This window comes from Phenylobacterium haematophilum (assembly GCF_014196295.1).
GTDB classification, from domain to species: Bacteria; Pseudomonadota; Alphaproteobacteria; order Caulobacterales; family Caulobacteraceae; genus Phenylobacterium; species Phenylobacterium haematophilum.
The window spans coordinates 253,805-270,007 of sequence record NZ_JACIDK010000004.1; the positions used below are offsets into that span (position 1 = coordinate 253,805).

Genomic DNA, 16,203 nt, shown 5'->3' on the forward strand with positions numbered 1-16,203 from the left:
GAGGACCTAGGCGAGCTCGAACGGTTCGAGGCCGGCGAGGCGCATCGCCGTCGGCCGCTCGGGCGGCTGGCGCGGCGTCAGGCCGGCGACGGCGTCGGCGACGTGACGGATATGGTCCGGCGTCGTGCCGCAACAGCCGCCGAGGATGTTGACCAGCCCCTGCTCGGCCCACTCGTGCAGTTGGTGGCCGGTCTGGTGCGGCTGCTCGTCGTATTCGCCCATGGCGTTGGGCAGGCCGGCGTTCGGATAGGCCGAGACCAGGGTGTCGGCGACGCGGGCCAGTTCGGCGATGTGCGGCCGCATCAGGTCGGCGCCCAGCGCGCAGTTCAGGCCGATGGCGAACGGCTTGGCGTGCTTCACCGAGTTCCAGAAAGCCTCGACGGTCTGGCCCGACAGCGTGCGGCCCGAGCGGTCGGTGATGGTGCCCGAAATCCAGATCGGCAGCGGCTCGTAGCCTTCGTCCTCCAAGTCGAGGATCGCCTTGATCGCGGCCTTACAGTTCAGCGTGTCGGTGATCGTCTCGATCAGATAGAGGTCCACGCCGCCGTCATGCAGCGCGATCATCTGCTCGCGATAGGCCTGATAGACCTCGTCGAAGGTGACCAGGCGAGCGCCGGGATCGTTCACGTCCGACGACATCGACAGCATCTTCGGCAGCGGACCGATCGAGCCGGCGACGAAGCGCGGCTTATGTGGCTCCTTGGCGGTCCAGGCGTCGGCGCGTTCGCGGGCGATCCTCGCGCCCTGATAATTGATATCATAGACCGCCTCGCCGCAATCGTACTCGGCCTGCGCGATGGTGGTCGCCGAGAAGGTGTTGGTCTCGGAGATGTCGGCGCCGGCGGCATAGTACTGGTCGTGCAGGTCGCCGATGATGTCCGGCCGGGTGATGCACAGCAGGTCGTTGTTGCCCTTGAGCTCCTGGGCGTGTCCGGCGAAGCGCTCCCCGCGATAGTCGGCTTCGTCTAGGCCGCGCTTCTGAATCATCACGCCCCAGGAGCCGTCGAGGATGAGGATGCGCTCCTTGGCGATCTGCTTGAGCGCGGCGATACGGTCCTGGCGGGTCATTTCGCGGCTTCCTGTTGCTTGGCGAGATCCTGGCGGAAGGCTTTTTCGCTGGCGGCGATCGTCGCCTGCAGCATGCCTGGATCAATAAAGGGGTTGGGTCCTCCGTCCGCCAGCCTGGCGCGCTTAGCGGACATGCCGAACTGCTCTGCGTGCGGGGCCAAGAAGACGTCGGCCTTCAGCCTGCGCAGCTTGGCGAAGCTCTGCTCGTAGTCGGCCACGATGCCGGGGTACTGCGGTCCCTTGGTCTTGGAGACCAGGCGATTGGCGGCGACGGAGGTGCTGCAATAGAGCACCGCCTCATGGCGCTCGCCGCCGATGGTCACCGGAAAGGTCCAGGTCGTGCAGCCCGCAGTATGCCCCGGCGTCACGTGTGCGGTCAGGGTCCCGCCGCCGAGGGTGACCTTGTCGCCGTCCTTGAGGACGCGATCAACCTTCACCGGCGCGAAGTCGAACGCCTTAACGTCTTCGGAGCCGATGTACTTGCCGCTCTCCAGCGCCTCGCGATCGCCAGCGGAGGCGGCCAGCGTCGCCCCAGTATCCTTCTTCAGCTCGGCTAGGCCGCCGGCATGGTCGAAATGGGCGTGCGTGTTGAGCAGCACCTTCACGTCCGTCGGCTTGAAGCCCAGCTTGGCGATGCTCGCCTCGATCGGCTTGGCGCTCGTCGGCATGGCGCCGTCGATCAGGATGTGCCCCTGCGGCGTCGTGATCAGGAAGGCCGACAGGCCCGCCGTCCCCACGTAATAGAGGTTGTCGGCGATCTGGAACGGCTCGATCGGCTGGGTCCAGTTGGCTGGCGACTGAGCCTGCGCGGCGCTAGCGCAGGTCAGCAGGCCCATCGCGAGAGCGAGGCGCTTCATGCCGCGGCCTCAGCCGGCTCAGTCGGGGTCTCGCGCAGGCCCAGCACCCGGCAGATCGCGTAGACTAGGTCGGCGCGATTGAGCGTGTAGAAGTGGAAGTCCGAATAGCCTTCCTCGGCCAGACGCACGCACATTTCCGAGGCCACCGAGGCGGCGATCAGCTTACGGGTCTCCGGATCCTTGTCGAGGCCGTCGAACAGGTTGCCCAGCCACGCCGGTAGAGGAATGCCCACCGGCCCCGCCATCTTCTTCAGGCCCTTGTAGTTCGACACCGGCATGATGCCCGGCGAGACCGGGATCGTGACCCCAGCCTTGCGCAACTTGTCCATGAAGAACAGGTAGGCGTCGATGTCGTAAAAGAACTGAGTGATCGCTCGGGTCGCGCCAGCGTCGATCTTGGCCTTCAGCACGTCGATGTCGTGATCGATCGACGGGCTTTCGGGATGGATCTGCGGATAGAGGCTGACGCTCACCTCGAAAGGGGCCACGGCCTTGATGCCGGCGGTCAACTCGGTGGCGTTCAAATAGCCGTCCGCACGGGGCACGTAGACGCCGCCGATGTTGCCCGGCGGGTCGCCGCGCAGCGCCACAATGTGCCGGATGCCGGCGTCCCAGTAGGCCTGCACGACCTCGTCGACCTCGGCGCGCGAGGCCTCGACGCAGGTTAGGTGAGCGGCAGGTTTTAGGGTCGTCTCCTTCAGCATCCTGACCACCGTGCGGTGCGTGCGGTCACGGGTGGAACCGCCGGCGCCGTAGGTCACCGAGACGAAGGACGGATTCAGCGGCTCGAGACGGCGGATCGCCTCCCACAGGCTCTCTTCGGCTTCGGGCGTCTTGGGCGGCGAAAACTCGAACGACACGGACGGGCGGCGCGTGTTTCCGGCGGCGGCGCGGGCGACGGGTCCGAGCGCGGTTTCATGAGGGCTCATGCGGCGCTCCTTTGCGGCAGGCGGGCGCGTTCGGCGACCCAGATTTTCACGGTGAGCCCCTCAGCCCGTGCGGGCGGCAGCGCGGTCACGCGGATGTCGGTCAGCCCCGCCTCCTCCAGCCAACGCGCCATCTCCGGCTCGGCGAACCCGAGGCGGCGATGCTGGTGCTGCTCGCGGAGGAATTCGAGGGTATGGGGGGCGAAATCGATGATCAGCAGTCGACCGCCCTCGGCGACCAGGCGCGCGGCTTCGCGCACGGCGGCGGCGGGATCGGCGAGGTAGTGCAGGACCTGATGGACGACCACCAGGTCGGCGCTCTGCCCCGGCAGGCGGGTGCCGAAGATGTCGCCATGGCGCAGCTCGAAGCCTTCAAGGCCGGCCTCAGCGACATGATTACGCGCGATGTTGAGCATCTGCTGGGAAAGGTCGAGACCGATAGCCGCCTCGGCGTGCGGCCCAAGCAGGGTCAGCATCCGACCGGTGCCGGAGCCGAGATCCACGAGCCGCTTGAACGGGCCAGGCCCGACGGCGTCGAGGATAGCCGCCTCAACAGCGTTTTCGGAAACGTAGAGCGAGCGAATCTCGTCCCATCGGGCCGCGTTGCGCGCGAAGTACTCGCCGGCCTCCGCCGAACGCTCGCCGCGCACGGCCTGCAGCCGCTCGGCGTCGCGAACGATGATCTCGTCGGTCGGATCGATCAGCCGCAAGGCCTCGTCGGCCAGGCGCCGGGCATCGCCCGAGGTCACGAGGCGATAGAACACCCAAGCCCCATCGGGGAACCGCTCGACCAGCCCGGCCTCGGCCAGCAGCTTGAGGTGACGCGAGACGCGCGGCTGGCTCTGGTCCAGCACCCGGCACAGTTCCAGAACCGCCAACTCCTCCCCGGCCAACAGCGCAAGAATCCGCAACCGCGTCGGCTCGCCCGCCGCGCGCAAAATATCCACGGCTTGACTCGTGGTGAGCATCATGAGCGCATAAAGATATCTTTATGTCTTTATGTCAAGGCGCTCGCAGTAGGGGAACCCGCCCGGATGAGCCGCTTATAGCATGCGCAGGCGAAGCGCAGTTAGACCGCGCTCATCACGGGTTCGCCGGCAATGAACAGGCGAACGTTCTCCAGCGCCTGACCGACCATTCGCGGAATGGAATCGACCGTCCCGCCCGCGCTGTGCGGCGTTAGCACCGTATTTGGGACGTCGGCCCACCGAGCGACGGGCGTCGGCTCGGTCTCGAAGACGTCCAGCGCCGCCCGACCCAGTCGCCCTTCCTTCAAAGCCGCGATGAGGGCGTCTTCATCGACGATCGAACCGCGCGCGACATTCACCAGCATGCCGTGGGCGCCGAGCGCATCGAGCACCTCGCGGTCGACCGCCTTGCGGTTGGTCTCGTCGGCGCGGCAGGCGACGATCAGGATGTCGCTCGCCTGCGCCAGCGCCGTCAGACTCGCCGCTCGTGGCCACGGCGCTTGGGGCTTCTCGCGCGGGCCCCACCAGAGGATCTCCATGCCCAGCGCCGCGCCGCGCACGGCCACTGCCTCGCCGATTGCGCCGAGGCCCATGACCCCTAGCTTGCGACCGCGCAGGCCCGGACGGTTGCCGACCCGCGGATCGTCGCGCCAGCCCCCGCCGCGCACCACCGCATCGCCGGCCACGATGTTGCGCCACCCGGCGATCAGCAGGCCGATGGCATGGTCGGCGACGTCGTCGGCGTTCAGCCCCTTGGCGTGGGTGACCTCGATCCCCCGCGCGCGGCACCACGGCACGTCAACGCCGTCGTAGCCGACGCTGACATTGGCGATGAGGCCCAGACGCGGCAAGCTCTCAAGAAACTCATGGCTGAGCGGGATTTCGCCGGCATGCACGATCGCCCGCACCTGGTCGGCCTGGCCCGGGACTAGCTCCCACCGACGCGCCACGTCGTAGCCCGCCGCCTCCAGCGCCTGTTGCACCGGCGACAGCATCTGGTGGGAAATCAGGACAAGCGGCCTAGCGGCGTCGGTCATGGGGTTCTCCGAGGTGTGGACGTCCTATAGCCAGGGTCGAGGGAGGCCGTCATGCATCGCGTGGTGATCCTTGGCAATTCGGGCAGCGGCAAGTCCCGCCTGGCGCGCCGGCTTGGCGGCGTCCTCGATCTGCCGGTGGTTCACCTCGACCCGCTCTACTATGGCCCTGGCTGGACCCCTGGTGATCCGACGGTGTTCCGCCAGCGCGTCGGCGAGGCGCTGGCCGGCGAGACCTGGATCGTGGACGGCAGCTTCTTGTCTCTCGTCGGCGATATCACCCTGCCCCGCGCCGAACTGATCGTCTGGCTAGAGCAGCCCCGCTGGCTTGCAATGACCCGGGCACTCAGACGATGCCTCGACCTCTCCGGCGCCGGGCGCGCCGATCTGCCTGATGGCTGCCGCGACACGCCCAGTCGCGAGATGCTGGCGGACATCTGGAACTATGATCGCCACGCTCGCGCCGAGATCGAGCGTCGCCTGGCGCAGCTCGCTCCGTCAGCAAACGTGCGCAGGCTGGCAGGAGACCGCCCGGTAGAGGCCTTCCTGGAAGGCCTCACGCCGTGAACTCGGCTTTCCAACGTCTTTGGGCGGCGCAGGCGATCTCGGCCTTCGGCGCACGCATCACCCGCGAGGGCCTGCCCATCATGGCGGTGATCGCACTGGGCGCGCAGGCCGCGGTCCTGGGAGCGCTGGCCGCCGTCGCCAGCGGCGCGGCCCTGGTGGCGGCGCTGGGGGGCGCGCCGTACGTCGATCGCGCCCGCCGCCGGCCAGTGCTGATCTGGGCCGACCTGCTGCGCGCGGCGCTGCTGGTCTCCATTCCGCTCGCCGCGGCGCTCGGCGTGCTCGGTCTGCCGCAGCTGTTCGTGGTCGCGGCCCTGACGGCGGCGATCAGCGCGATCTTCGAGATGGCCAGCCACGCCTATCTGCCGACCCTGGTCGAACGCGAAGGTCTGGTCGCGGCCAATTCCCGCCTGGCGGCGACCGACGCGACCGCCGAGGTCGGCGGCCCTGCCCTGGCGGGGCTGCTGTTCCAATGGCTCAGCGCGCCGATCGCCGTCGCGGTCAACGCGGCGACCTATGGCGCCTCGGCGCTGTGGCTGGCGACGATCAAGACGCCTGAGCCCGCGCCCTTTAATGGCCCGCGGGAAAACTGGGGCCGCGAATTCACGACCGGCTTACGCATGGCTTGGACCGACCGGCGCGTGCGACCGCTGCTGGTCATGGAGTCAGCGCAGGGACTGTTCGGCGGCGTGTTCAGCGCACTCTACGTGCTCTTCGCCATCCGCACGCTCGGCCTGTCGCCATCCATGCTCGGCTTGGCGATCGCGGCGGGCGGCGCAGGCGCATTGGCGGGAGCAGCCCTCGCGCCGCGCTTGGCGCTCCGGCTCGGCCACGGGCCGGCGATCCTGGCGGCGCTGACCGGCGCCGGGCTCGCCGTGCTGATCACGCCGTTCGCGCCCGCCAGTCCGACGGCGGGCCTAGCGACCCTTGTAGTCTCGCAGCTGATCGGCGACGCGCTGGCCGTGGCCGGCGTCATCCTGGCGGCGAGCCTGCGTCAGGCGATGGTTCCGCAGGCCGCCCTCGCCCGGGTCTCAGGCGCCTTCCTGGCCGGGCCGGGCGCGATGGCCGTCCTCGGAGCGCTGGGCGGCGGGGCGCTCGGCGCCGCCGTCGGACCACGTACGGCCCTGCTGATCGCCGCCCTTGGCTTCGTCGCCCTGCCGCTGATCGGAGCCCTGTCGCCGCTACGGAATTTGCGCGAGATTGACGCGGTCGATTGACCTCGCGCCAAGCGCTACCGATCTAGAAGGGCGTCATGAGCGAACGCGTCCCCCATATGCCGGCGATCTTCGTCGGCCACGGCAGCCCGATGAACGCCCTCGGCGGCGACTATGCGCGAACCTGGCGCCAACTGGGCGACAGCCTGCCGCGCCCGAAGGCCATCCTTTGCGTCTCGGCGCATTGGTACGTCGAGGAGACCGCGATCACAGCGATGAGCCAGCCGCGGACGATCCATGACTTCTACGGCTTCCCCAAGCCGCTCTACGACATCCAGTATCCGGCTCCGGGCGACGCCTGGCTGGTCGAGCGGGTCAGCGACCTGCTGGCGCCGATCCCGGTGCGGCATGACCACGACTGGGGCCTGGATCACGGGACCTGGTCGGTGCTGATGCACATGTTCCCGCAGGCGGACATCCCGGTCCTGCAACTGGCCATCGACCTGCGCCAGTCGGCGCAATTCCACTATGACCTAGGCCGAAAGCTGGCCGAACTGCGCGACGAAGGCGTGCTGATCGTCGGCTCCGGCGATTGGGTGCACAACCTGCGCCTGGCGATCCGGGCCCAAAGCGCCGAGCCGCTCGACTGGGCCGACCGCTTCAACGAGACGGTCAAGGAGCTCATCGCCGTCCGTGACCATGGGCCGCTGATCGACTGGATGAGTCTGGGGCAGGACGCCCGCCTGTCGATTCCGACCGACGAGCACTACCTGCCGCTGCTTTATGTGCTTGGCGCTCAAGGCCAGGACGACGAGGTGCGCTTCTTCAATGACGCCATCGACCTGGGCGCGATCAGCATGACCGGGGTGGTGCTGGGCCGGGCCGCCTAGGCCGCGAAGATCCACCCGGCCGGCAGGGTCGAGGCCTGCACCCCGACCAGGGTCATCTGGGCCTCGCCGACCGTGACCACCGCGTCGGCGCCCTGCTGGGTGACGGTGTAGGTCCCGCCGCCCTCGATCCGCACGCGGTCGCCCTCGGCCGACGAGAAGTCGATCACGCGGTCGACGCCCGCTCCGTCGAAGATCGTGAAGGTGTCGGCGCCCAGCCCCCCGCTCATGGTGTCGGCTCCCCGATCGCCGAACAGCCAGTCGTCGCCGGCCCCGCCGATCATGGTGTCGTTGTCCTGGCCCCCGCGGATCGTGTCGGCCCCGGTGCCGCCGTAGCAGGTGTCGTCGCCCATGTTGCCGTAGACGAGGTCGTTGCCGCCGTCGCCATAGAGCAGGTCGCGCCCCTGGCCGCCGACCACCCAGTCATCGCCGCCGTAGCCGACGACCGTGTCCTCGCCCTGGTTGCCGTGCAGATCGTCGAACTCGTCGCCGCCTTCGAGGTAGTCGTTGCCGTCCTCGCCGCGCAGCATGTTGCGGCCGCCGTAGTCCACGAGGACGTCATCCCCTGCGCCGCCGAAGAAGGTGTCCGAGCCGGTCAGACCAATGAAGGTGTTGCTCGCGGCGTCGCCCCGCAGCACGCCCCCGTGCTGAGATCCCATAAGCGACTCGATGCGGATCAGCTGATCCAGGCCGAAACCGGTAAACTGCGGCCCGGCGATATTGAGATCGATGTTGACGACGCCGGGCGCGGCCGAGAAATCGGCCAGATCATCGTCGGCCCCGCCGTCCAGGACGTCGTCCCCGGGGCCGCCGTCCAGCAGGTCCATCCCGAAGCCGCCGATCAGGGTGTCGTTACCCGCCAATCCAGCCAGAGTGTCGTCATCGAAGCCGCCGTCGATATAGTCGCCGCCTCGGCCGCCGATGATGATGTCCTCGCCGAAGGTCGCGTAGACCCGCGTCCCATAGTGGCCGAGGAAGATCGCCTCGGCGTTGAAGACCCGCACGCCGCCCGGCAGGCCTTCCTGGTTGACCCAGACTTCAAGCGGGACGGTCGCTTGCTCCAGCGAGACGAGGTCCGTGCCCGCGCCGCCGTCGATGCGGTCGAGGCCGGCGCCATCCACGATCAAGTCGTCGCCCGCGCCGCCAAAGAGGGTGTCGTCGCCGGCCAGGCCCTCCAGGGAATCGTTGCCGCTGCCGCCGGCCAGGCTGTCATTGCCCGCGGTCCCGCTCAGCGTCTCGTTGTCCGCGGTCGTAATATAGGCGACGGTCATGCCGCATCCCCCCAGCGACCTGCCCCCGCCCCACGACAAGGCCGCCCCACTGGCAGGTCACGCTGGGTTAGCGTCGCACGTCAAGGCTGCGCAATGCAACCTTGACGCAAGGTCAGCGCGTAAACTTCTGGAACTTGATCCGATGCGGGATCAGGCTGTCGGCGCCCAGGCGGCGCTTCTTGTCTTCTTCATACGCTTCGAAGTTGCCCTCGAACCACTCTACGTGGCTGTCGCCTTCGAAGGCCAGAATGTGAGTGGCCAGACGGTCCAGGAACCAGCGGTCGTGGGAGATGACCACGGCGCAGCCGGCGAATTCCTCGAGCGCCTCTTCGAGATTCTGCAGGGTCTCGATGTCGAGGTCGTTGGTCGGTTCGTCGAGCAGGATGACGTTGCCGCCGGTGGTCAGGGTCTTGGCCAAGTGGACGCGGTTGCGCTCGCCGCCCGACAGCAGGCCGACCTTCTTCTGCTGGTCGCCGCCCTTGAAGTTGAACGAGCCCACATAGGAGCGCGTGTTGATCTCGCGCTTGCCGACCGTGAGGATGTCGAGGCCCTGGGAGACCTCCTGCCAGATGGTCTTGTTGGGATCGAGCGCGTCGCGGCTCTGGTCCACGTAGGACAGCTTCACCGTCTCGCCGAGACGGAAGGTCCCCGAATCCGGCTGCTCCTGGCCGGTGATGATCCGGAACAGGGTCGACTTGCCTGCGCCGTTCGGGCCGATGACGCCGACGATGCCGTTCGGCGGCAGGCTGAACGAGAGGTTCTCGAACAGCACCTTGTCGCCATAGGCCTTCGAGAGGTTGTTGGCCTCGATGACAACGTTGCCGAGGCGCGGGCCCGGCGGGATCTGGATGGTCGAGAAGGTCTGCGCCTGACGCGAGTTCTCCTGCTCGCGCACCATGTCCTCATAGGCTGCCAGACGGGCCTTGGACTTGGCCTGACGGGCCTTGGCGCCCGAGCGCACCCATTCCAGTTCGCGGGTCATGGCGCGCTGGCGGGCCTCGGACTCCGATTGCTCCTGGACGATCCGCTTGGTCTTGGCTTCCAGCCAGCTGGAGTAGTTGCCTTCGTGCGGGTGGCCCTTGCCGCGGTCGAGTTCCAGCGTCCACTTCGTGACCTGGTCCAGGAAGTAGCGGTCGTGGGTGACGAGGATTACGCAGCCCGGGAAGGCTTCCAGGTGATGCTGCAGCCAGGCCACGGACTCGGCGTCCAGGTGGTTGGTCGGTTCGTCGAGCAGCAGCATGTCCGGCTTGGAGAGCAGCAGCCGGGCCAGCGCCACGCGGCGCTTCTCACCGCCCGACAGCTTGTCCACCGGCCAGTCGTTCGGCGGGCAGCGCAGGGCGTCCATGGCCATCTCGACGCGGCTGTCGATGTCCCACAGGTCGCCGGCGTCGATCTTCTCCTGGAGGGCGGTCATCTCCTCCATGAGTTCGTCCGAGTAATCTTCGCCGAGCTTGGCGGCGATCTCGTTGTAGCGGTCGAAGATCTTCTTCTCTTCGCACCAGGCGATGACGTTGCCCCAGACGTTCAGCTGTTCGTCGAGGTGGGGCTCCTGCTGCAGGTAGCCCATCTTCACGCCGTCGGCCGCCTTGGCCTCGCCGTTAAATTCCTTGTCGATCCCGGCCATGATCTTCAGCAGGGTCGATTTGCCCGAGCCGTTGACCCCGACCACGCCGATCTTGGCGTCCGAGTAGAACGACAGCCAGATGTTCTCGAACACCTTCTTGCCGCCGGGATAGGCCTTCGTCAGGCCCTGCATCTGGAAAATATACTGCTGCGCCATGAGGCGTCCGCGCTCGCTCTGCCGAAAAGATCAGGGAATTCGACGAGGGAGATAGCCGCCAGGAGCGGTCGGCGCAACGTGCGGGGCTCTCTGGCCTCCGCAGCGCGCAAGAAAAACGCCGCCCGCCCCGAGCAGGAAAGAGGCGGGCGGCGGGCCGCGCTTATTTCGCGGCGAGTTCCTGGTCGGCCCGGCTCTGGTCGCCCAGCCTGTTGCAGGCGGCGACGTTGCGCTCGGTCATCACGCGACCTCGGCTGTTGTAGCTGGCTAGCGGCCCGAGCGCCGTGGAGACCTTGCGGCACTCCTTCATCAGCGAGTCCAGGCCCGCGCGACGCTCGGAGACGCCCTTGCAGGTGTCGCCTTCGCAGGTCCACTCGATGTCGCCGACGACGGTCTTGGTCGGGGCGGACACCGGCGCCTGGAGCTTGGCGTTGGCGGAGAAACCGGAGCCGGCCGCGGCGGCCGGGGTGGCGATCAAAAGGGCCGCAGCAGTTGCGGCGAGGCAGAGAGCTTGAAATTGCATGTTGCGTCCTAACGACGTAGAAAAGGCACGATCGGTCACTAAGGCTAAAAAGGCACGATCGGTCACTTTTTGTCAAGCGGCGGGAGGCCGGACTTGCGCAAAGGCGACGCCACACGGGCGAGGATCCTGGAAGAGACGGCGCGTCAGGCCGCGCTCAGAGGGTTCGGCGCCGTAAGCCTGAACGACGTGGCCGAGGCCGTCGGCCTGTCGAAGAGCGGCCTGTTCAAGCATTTCGAGTCCAAGGAGGCGATGGAACTGGTCGCCCTGGAGCAGGAGTTCGACCGCTTCGTCGAGTTCGTCTGGGCGCCGGCCGAGGCCCTGCCGCCGGGCCGGGCGCGGCTCGAGGCGATCTTCGAGCGCTGGCTGGACTGGTCGGAAGTCGAGAAGGCGGCCGGCGGATGCCTGATCATGGCCGCCAGCATCGAGCTCGACGACCAGCCGGGGCCGCTGCGCGACCTGCTGCAGAAGCGCGTCCGGCAGTGGCGGCGCACGCTGTCGCGGGAAATGCAGGCCCTGCACGCCCCTCCCCTGCCCGACGAGGAGGTCGCCATGGCCGTCTTCCAGATGAAGAGCTACGTGCTCGGCCACAACGATGCGCGGCGAATGCTTGAGGACGCCGGCGCGCGAAAGGCGGCGCGGGCCGCATTCGGCGCGCTGCTGGATCGCCTCGCCCACCGCTGAGCCGCGGAACGATCGCCGCGCTGCCGCGTACTCCTTCGCACCAGTTGTGAGGAGTACGTGATGCACAAGGATCAGATCAAAGGCGCCGCCAAGGAAGCCACCGGCTCCATTAAGCAAGCCGCCGGCAAGGCGACCGGCAACCGCCGGCTCGAAGCCGATGGCGCTGTCGAGAAGACCGAAGGAAAGATCCAGAAGGGCGTCGGCGACATCAAGGACGCCGCGCGCGACGCGCTGAAGCACTAGCGGCGCCCCAGAACGAAAAAAGGCCGCGCCCAAAGGCGCGGCCTTTCTCATGCCCGATCGGCGGAGCGGGCTAGAAGTCGACCTTCACCGACAGCCAAAGGCGCCGCGGCTCCTGGTTGTTCGTGTACTCCGGTGCATAGGCGACCGGCGCGCCGTACGGCAGCAGGCGCACGAAGTCCTTGTTCAACAGGTTGTAGATCGTGGCGTTGACCGTCACGCGCTCGGTGACCTGGAACGAGCCGCCCACGTGGAACAGGCTGTAGGCCTTGAAGTCGCCGAGGGCGGCGCGAGACGGCGGATCACTGCGGAACCGCTCGCTGCGGTACTCGCCGCGCAGCCAGGCGGTCAGCCGCTCGGTGGCGTTCCAACGCAGGTCGGCATTGGCCATGTGCTCGGGCGTGTCGGTCAGCTTCTGGCCCGCCGACGCGCCGCTCTTCTGCTCGCTGTCGGTGTAGGTGTAGTTGGCGTTCAGCGTCCACGCTTCCAGGAAGCGCAGGCGCATGGCCGCCTCGACGCCACGAGTCTGAGCCTCGTCGATATTCATGCTCTGGCCGAACGTAGCGAACGTCGGGAAGAAGCCGACGTCCACGCAGCCCGACGGCCGCGGCGCACCGGAGTTGTACTGGGCCAGCGTCATTCCGGCGCTGCAGTTCGCGATCGGAACGCCGGTGGCGATCTTGTCCTTGAACTGGTTGTCGAAGATCGTGACGTTCGCCGAGAAGCCTTCCAGGCTGTCGTAGTAGACGCCGATCTCGCTGCTGGTGCTGGTCTCCGGCGTCAGGGTCGGGGTGCCCAGCAGCGGCAGGCGGCCCTGGTTGCCGAAGCCGTTGATTCCGCTGGCCAGTTGCTCCAGGCGCGGGGTCTTGAAGCCCTGGCTGACGCCGCCCTTCACCGTCCAGTGCTCGTTCGGGTTCCAGACGAGATAGGCGCGCGGGCTGAAGTGGCCGCCGAACTTGCTGTGGTCGTCATGGCGCGCGCCGACCGTCAGGGCGAGGGTCTCGGTGAAGCGCCACTCGTCCTCGGCGTAGATCGCCCATTGCTGATGCTCGAAAATACCGGGGGCGACGCCGTCGATCATCTCGGCGTCCCAGTACTGGCCGCCCACGGTGAAGGTGTGGTCGCGCCACCGCGAGTAGAGCTTGGTGTCGAAAATGGTGTTGGTCGATTCTAACGCCCGCGGGCCGCCCGCGCCGGCGACGCCAGGCGGAATGATCCGGCCCTTTGTCTCGGTGATCCCCCGCGAGATGTTGCTCTCCAGCACCCCGAACGGCAGGCGCCAATTGTGCGCCAGGGCGTACTGCTGGCGATTGAACTCCAGAGCGTTGGCGTAGCCGCCGGCCACGGTGTTGGTGCCCATCTGCCCCTTGGAATTGTCGTACCACTGGGTGCCGACGTCCGCGTCAAGCCAGAAGTCCATGCTCTCGATCGGGGTCCAGCTGACCCGCGCGCCGTAGCCGCGAATCTCGCTCTTGGTCGGGCTGCGGCCGAAGCCGGCGACCGGCGTCCACACACCGCTGACGTTCTCGAACGTCAGGCTCGAGGCCTGCCGGTCGACGAAGGAGCCGCGCAGCGTCAGGCCAAGCAGACCTGGGACCAGCGGGCCGCTGGCGTAGACGTTGCCGCCGTAGACGTCGCCGAACTCTTTATCGGACTGGATGGTGCCATCTAGGGTGACCGAACCGCCCCAGGTCTCGCCGACCTTGCGCGTGATGATGTTGACGACGCCGCCCATGGCGTCCGAGCCGTAGAGCGTGGACACCGGCCCGCGCACCACCTCGATGCGCTCGATCGCGCTCACCGGCGGCATGAAGCTGGTCGAGGTTTCGCCAAAGCCGTTCGGCGTCACGCTGCCGGCGGTGTTTTGGCGGCGGCCGTCGATCAGGATCAGCGTGTAGTCGCTGCCCATACCGCGGATGTTGATGTTGAGGCCGCCGGTCTTGCCGACCGAGCCGCCCACATCGACGCCCTCGATGGTCGAGAGCACCTCAGCCAGATTGGTCGCGCGCATCTGCTGCAGTTCGGTGCGGGAGATCACCGTCACGCTGGCCGGCGCGTCGACGATCTTCTGCTCGAAGCCGGCGGCAGTGACGACCACGCCCTCAATGTCGTTGACGTCGCTGGCCGCACTCTCTGCGCTGACCGCACGGGCGGCGGGAGCCTTGCTCCGCTCCCCGCTCTCGACCTCGGCGAAAGCAGCTTCGCCCGCGAAGGCGAGACAAACGCCCGCGCTGGTCCTTATGAGGGCACGGGTAATCGGCGCCAACAAAGCTATCCCCTACACTTAAGCTACATGCGATTTAGTCGCACTAACACGCCAACGCTCAGATGCAATCGCTCCTGAGACCTATTCTCAATATCCTGACGCGGTTGTGATGCCTCGCCCGCGTCGCGATGACGCCGACATTTCGCCGCAGCCGGCGCGCCAAGCTGTGCCATGGACTATCGAGAGGGTTCGCCATGACCGTGCAGAAGATGTTGCGTAGCGCCTCCGTCACCAGCCTGGCGGCCTTGACTGCGCTCTCGTCCCCAGCCGCGCCGCTCGCTCAACAGGCGGTCCGCGACGGTGCGCCCACGCCCGCCGCCTGCGAAGCATTGGGTTACCCCGCCCAGCCGACCGGACATGACGGCGCGCGGCCGCGACAGGCTTATCGCGCAGCCCCCATGCCGCCCCTGCCGCCTGCGCCCTCACCAGTTCAGGCGATGCCGCAGATTCCCCCGCTGCCAGTCCCGCCGGTCCAAGGGAGAATCGCGTCTCCTCAAGTCGAGGAGATGGTCGTCAGCGGATCAGCGACCCGCTCGCGTGTGGACACCGAACGCTATCCAGGCGCCCAGGCCAATCCGATCAAGCGCGTAGCGGAGGAACCGGTCTCCACCTTCTCGGTCGACGTCGATACGGCGTCCTACGCCAATGTGAGGCGGTTCCTGAACGACGGCTCGCGGCCGCCTAGCGACGCCGTCCGGGTCGAGGAGATGATCAACTACTTCGACTACGGCTACGCCCAGCCCGCCGACCGGGCGACGCCCTTCCGACCCTACGCGGCGGTCACCCCGTCGCCCTGGGCCAAGGATCGCCAGATCGTGCACATCGGCCTGCAGGGCTACGATCTGCCGCGCACCAGCGAGCCGCCGCTCAATCTGGTGTTCCTGATCGACACCTCCGGTTCGATGTGGAGCGAGGACCGGCTGCCGCTGGCGATCAAGTCGCTGAACCTGCTGGTCGATCAACTTCGCCCGCAGGACCGGGTAGCCATCGTCGCCTATGCCGGCTCAGCCGGGGCGGTGCTGTCCCCCACCGACGGCCGCAACAAGTTGAAGGTACGCTGCGCGCTCGGCGCCTTACGCGCCGGAGGGTCTACTGCCGGCGGCGAAGGGCTGAAGCTCGCCTATGACCTCGCCAGGCAGAACTTCGATCCGAAGTCGGTCAACCGCGTGATCCTGATGACCGACGGCGACTTCAACGTCGGGGTCGCCGACCCGGCCAAGCTCAAGGATCTGGTCTCCACCAAGCGCAAGGAAGGGACATACCTGTCGATCTACGGCTTCGGCCGCGGGAACTACAACGACGTGATGATGCAGACCCTAGCCCAGAACGGAAACGGGACAGCGGCCTACATCGACACGCTGAACGAGGCCCGCAAGCTGCTGCGCGACGACTTCGCCAGCTCGCTGTTCCCGATCGCCGACGACGTGAAGATCCAGGTCGAGTTCAATCCCGCGAGCGTCAGCGAATACCGTCTCATCGGCTATGAGACGCGGATGCTCCAGCGCGAGGACTTCAACAACGACCAGGTAGACGCTGGCGAGGTCGGATCCCGCGCCTCTGTCACGGCGCTCTATGAGATCACGCCCGCGGGCGTGCGCGGCTCCAGCGATCCCCTGCGCTACCGCTCGGACCGGCCGTCGGCGGCGCCGAGCGCAGCCCGCGAGCTCGCCTACCTGAAGATCCGCTACAAGCTCCCTGGCCAAGCGACATCAAAGCTGATCGAATGGCCGATCGGGGCTCGCGACGCCTTCCCGAGCGTGCAGGCCGCGCCCGAGGCGACTCGGTGGGCTTTGGCCGTGGCCGCCTTCGGGCAAATGCTGAAGGCCGATCCGCGCGTCGATGGGGCCTACGGGTGGAACGACGTCGCCGACCTTGCCCAGAGCGCCCGCGGGGACGATCCCTACGGGATCCGCGCCGAGTTCGTGCAGTTGGTGCGCGCGGCCGGACAGAGCCAGCCGAGGGCCGACTGACCGACCAGTGCGCAGGT

The 16,203-nt window shown here is 67.5% G+C and carries 15 protein-coding genes; 6 read left to right on the forward strand and 9 right to left on the reverse strand.

What is annotated here, in order from left to right; translation table 11 throughout:
* Window positions 1–6: 6 nt before the first annotated feature.
* The 5 genes from GGQ61_RS15360 to GGQ61_RS15380 form a co-directional block, all read right to left on the reverse strand.
* Entirely contained in the window at window positions 7–1,068 is a 1,062-nt protein-coding gene (locus GGQ61_RS15360) for a homocysteine S-methyltransferase family protein (protein WP_183774501.1), read from the reverse strand.
* Entirely contained in the window at window positions 1,065–1,925 is an 861-nt protein-coding gene (bla, locus tag GGQ61_RS15365; RefSeq protein ID WP_183774504.1) for a subclass B3 metallo-beta-lactamase, read from the reverse strand. Before bla ends, GGQ61_RS15360 begins: the two co-directional genes overlap by 4 nt.
* Entirely contained in the window at window positions 1,922–2,854 is a 933-nt protein-coding gene (gene metF / locus GGQ61_RS15370; protein WP_183774507.1) for a methylenetetrahydrofolate reductase [NAD(P)H], read from the reverse strand. Before metF ends, bla begins: the two co-directional genes overlap by 4 nt.
* Entirely contained in the window at window positions 2,851–3,822 is a 972-nt protein-coding gene (locus GGQ61_RS15375; protein WP_183774509.1) for an ArsR/SmtB family transcription factor, read from the reverse strand. The genes metF and GGQ61_RS15375 overlap by 4 nt, the downstream gene beginning before the upstream one ends.
* Before the next feature lie 98 nt (window positions 3,823–3,920).
* Complete coding sequence (locus GGQ61_RS15380) at window positions 3,921–4,856, reverse strand: 2-hydroxyacid dehydrogenase (RefSeq protein WP_183774512.1); 936 nt, start codon at window positions 4,854–4,856, stop codon at window positions 3,921–3,923.
* Window positions 4,857–4,907: 51 nt separating this feature from the next.
* Here GGQ61_RS15380 and GGQ61_RS15385 point away from each other — a divergent pair, with 51 nt between their 5' ends.
* Genes GGQ61_RS15385 through ygiD form a run of 3 tightly spaced genes read left to right on the forward strand, consistent with a single transcriptional unit; the run spans window position 4,908 to window position 7,461 of the window.
* A complete protein-coding gene (locus tag GGQ61_RS15385) occupies window positions 4,908–5,420 on the forward strand; it encodes a P-loop NTPase family protein (protein ID WP_183774515.1) in 513 nt (170 codons plus the stop codon).
* Window positions 5,417–6,634, forward strand: coding sequence for an MFS transporter (locus tag GGQ61_RS15390; RefSeq protein ID WP_183774518.1), 1,218 nt, complete (start codon window positions 5,417–5,419; stop codon window positions 6,632–6,634). Before GGQ61_RS15385 ends, GGQ61_RS15390 begins: the two co-directional genes overlap by 4 nt.
* A gap of 35 nt (window positions 6,635–6,669) precedes the next feature.
* Complete coding sequence (gene ygiD, locus GGQ61_RS15395; RefSeq protein WP_221221067.1) at window positions 6,670–7,461, forward strand: 4,5-DOPA-extradiol-dioxygenase; 792 nt, start codon at window positions 6,670–6,672, stop codon at window positions 7,459–7,461.
* Here the strand turns inward: ygiD and GGQ61_RS15400 are convergent.
* From GGQ61_RS15400 to GGQ61_RS15410, 3 genes are all read right to left on the reverse strand, one after another.
* Window positions 7,458–8,729, reverse strand: a complete 1,272-nt coding sequence (locus tag GGQ61_RS15400) for a calcium-binding protein (RefSeq protein WP_183774521.1) — start codon at window positions 8,727–8,729, stop codon at window positions 7,458–7,460. The genes ygiD and GGQ61_RS15400 overlap by 4 nt on opposite strands.
* A 112-nt stretch (window positions 8,730–8,841) precedes the next feature.
* On the reverse strand, window positions 8,842–10,509 hold the full coding sequence (gene ettA, locus GGQ61_RS15405) for an energy-dependent translational throttle protein EttA (protein ID WP_183774523.1): 1,668 nt from the start codon (window positions 10,507–10,509) through the stop codon (window positions 8,842–8,844).
* A gap of 160 nt (window positions 10,510–10,669) precedes the next feature.
* Complete coding sequence (locus GGQ61_RS15410) at window positions 10,670–11,029, reverse strand: DUF8200 family protein (RefSeq protein WP_183774526.1); 360 nt, start codon at window positions 11,027–11,029, stop codon at window positions 10,670–10,672.
* Window positions 11,030–11,122: 93 nt separating this feature from the next.
* Here GGQ61_RS15410 and GGQ61_RS15415 point away from each other — a divergent pair, with 93 nt between their 5' ends.
* On the forward strand, window positions 11,123–11,710 hold the full coding sequence (locus tag GGQ61_RS15415) for a TetR/AcrR family transcriptional regulator (protein ID WP_183774529.1): 588 nt from the start codon (window positions 11,123–11,125) through the stop codon (window positions 11,708–11,710).
* 60 nt (window positions 11,711–11,770) lie between these two features.
* Entirely contained in the window at window positions 11,771–11,953 is a 183-nt protein-coding gene (locus GGQ61_RS15420) for a CsbD family protein (protein ID WP_183774532.1), read from the forward strand.
* A gap of 70 nt (window positions 11,954–12,023) precedes the next feature.
* On the opposite strand, the gene GGQ61_RS15425 is transcribed toward GGQ61_RS15420, so the two are convergent.
* Window positions 12,024–14,216, reverse strand: coding sequence for a TonB-dependent receptor domain-containing protein (locus GGQ61_RS15425; RefSeq protein ID WP_221221068.1), 2,193 nt, complete (start codon window positions 14,214–14,216; stop codon window positions 12,024–12,026).
* A gap of 506 nt (window positions 14,217–14,722) precedes the next feature.
* Here GGQ61_RS15425 and GGQ61_RS15430 point away from each other — a divergent pair.
* Window positions 14,723–16,186, forward strand: coding sequence for a vWA domain-containing protein (locus GGQ61_RS15430; RefSeq protein WP_246370943.1), 1,464 nt, complete (start codon window positions 14,723–14,725; stop codon window positions 16,184–16,186).
* Window positions 16,187–16,203: the final 17 nt, after the last annotated feature.

Excerpts from the sequence above, each read along its gene's own strand:
- GGQ61_RS15360 (WP_183774501.1), bottom strand. The coding sequence starts at position 1,068 with ATGACCCGCCAGGACCGTATCGCCGCGCTCAAGCAGATCGCCAAGGAG.
- bla (WP_183774504.1), bottom strand. The coding sequence starts at position 1,925 with ATGAAGCGCCTCGCTCTCGCGATGGGCCTGCTGACCTGCGCTAGCGCC.
- metF (WP_183774507.1), bottom strand. The coding sequence starts at position 2,854 with ATGAGCCCTCATGAAACCGCGCTCGGACCCGTCGCCCGCGCCGCCGCC.
- GGQ61_RS15375 (WP_183774509.1), bottom strand. The coding sequence starts at position 3,822 with ATGATGCTCACCACGAGTCAAGCCGTGGATATTTTGCGCGCGGCGGGC.
- GGQ61_RS15380 (WP_183774512.1), bottom strand. The coding sequence starts at position 4,856 with ATGACCGACGCCGCTAGGCCGCTTGTCCTGATTTCCCACCAGATGCTG.
- GGQ61_RS15385 (WP_183774515.1), top strand. The coding sequence starts at position 4,908 with ATGCATCGCGTGGTGATCCTTGGCAATTCGGGCAGCGGCAAGTCCCGC.
- ygiD (WP_221221067.1), top strand. The coding sequence starts at position 6,670 with ATGAGCGAACGCGTCCCCCATATGCCGGCGATCTTCGTCGGCCACGGC.
- GGQ61_RS15400 (WP_183774521.1), bottom strand. The coding sequence starts at position 8,729 with ATGACCGTCGCCTATATTACGACCGCGGACAACGAGACGCTGAGCGGG.
- ettA (WP_183774523.1), bottom strand. The coding sequence starts at position 10,509 with ATGGCGCAGCAGTATATTTTCCAGATGCAGGGCCTGACGAAGGCCTAT.
- GGQ61_RS15410 (WP_183774526.1), bottom strand. The coding sequence starts at position 11,029 with ATGCAATTTCAAGCTCTCTGCCTCGCCGCAACTGCTGCGGCCCTTTTG.
- GGQ61_RS15420 (WP_183774532.1), top strand. The coding sequence starts at position 11,771 with ATGCACAAGGATCAGATCAAAGGCGCCGCCAAGGAAGCCACCGGCTCC.
- GGQ61_RS15430 (WP_246370943.1), top strand. The coding sequence starts at position 14,723 with ATGGTCGTCAGCGGATCAGCGACCCGCTCGCGTGTGGACACCGAACGC.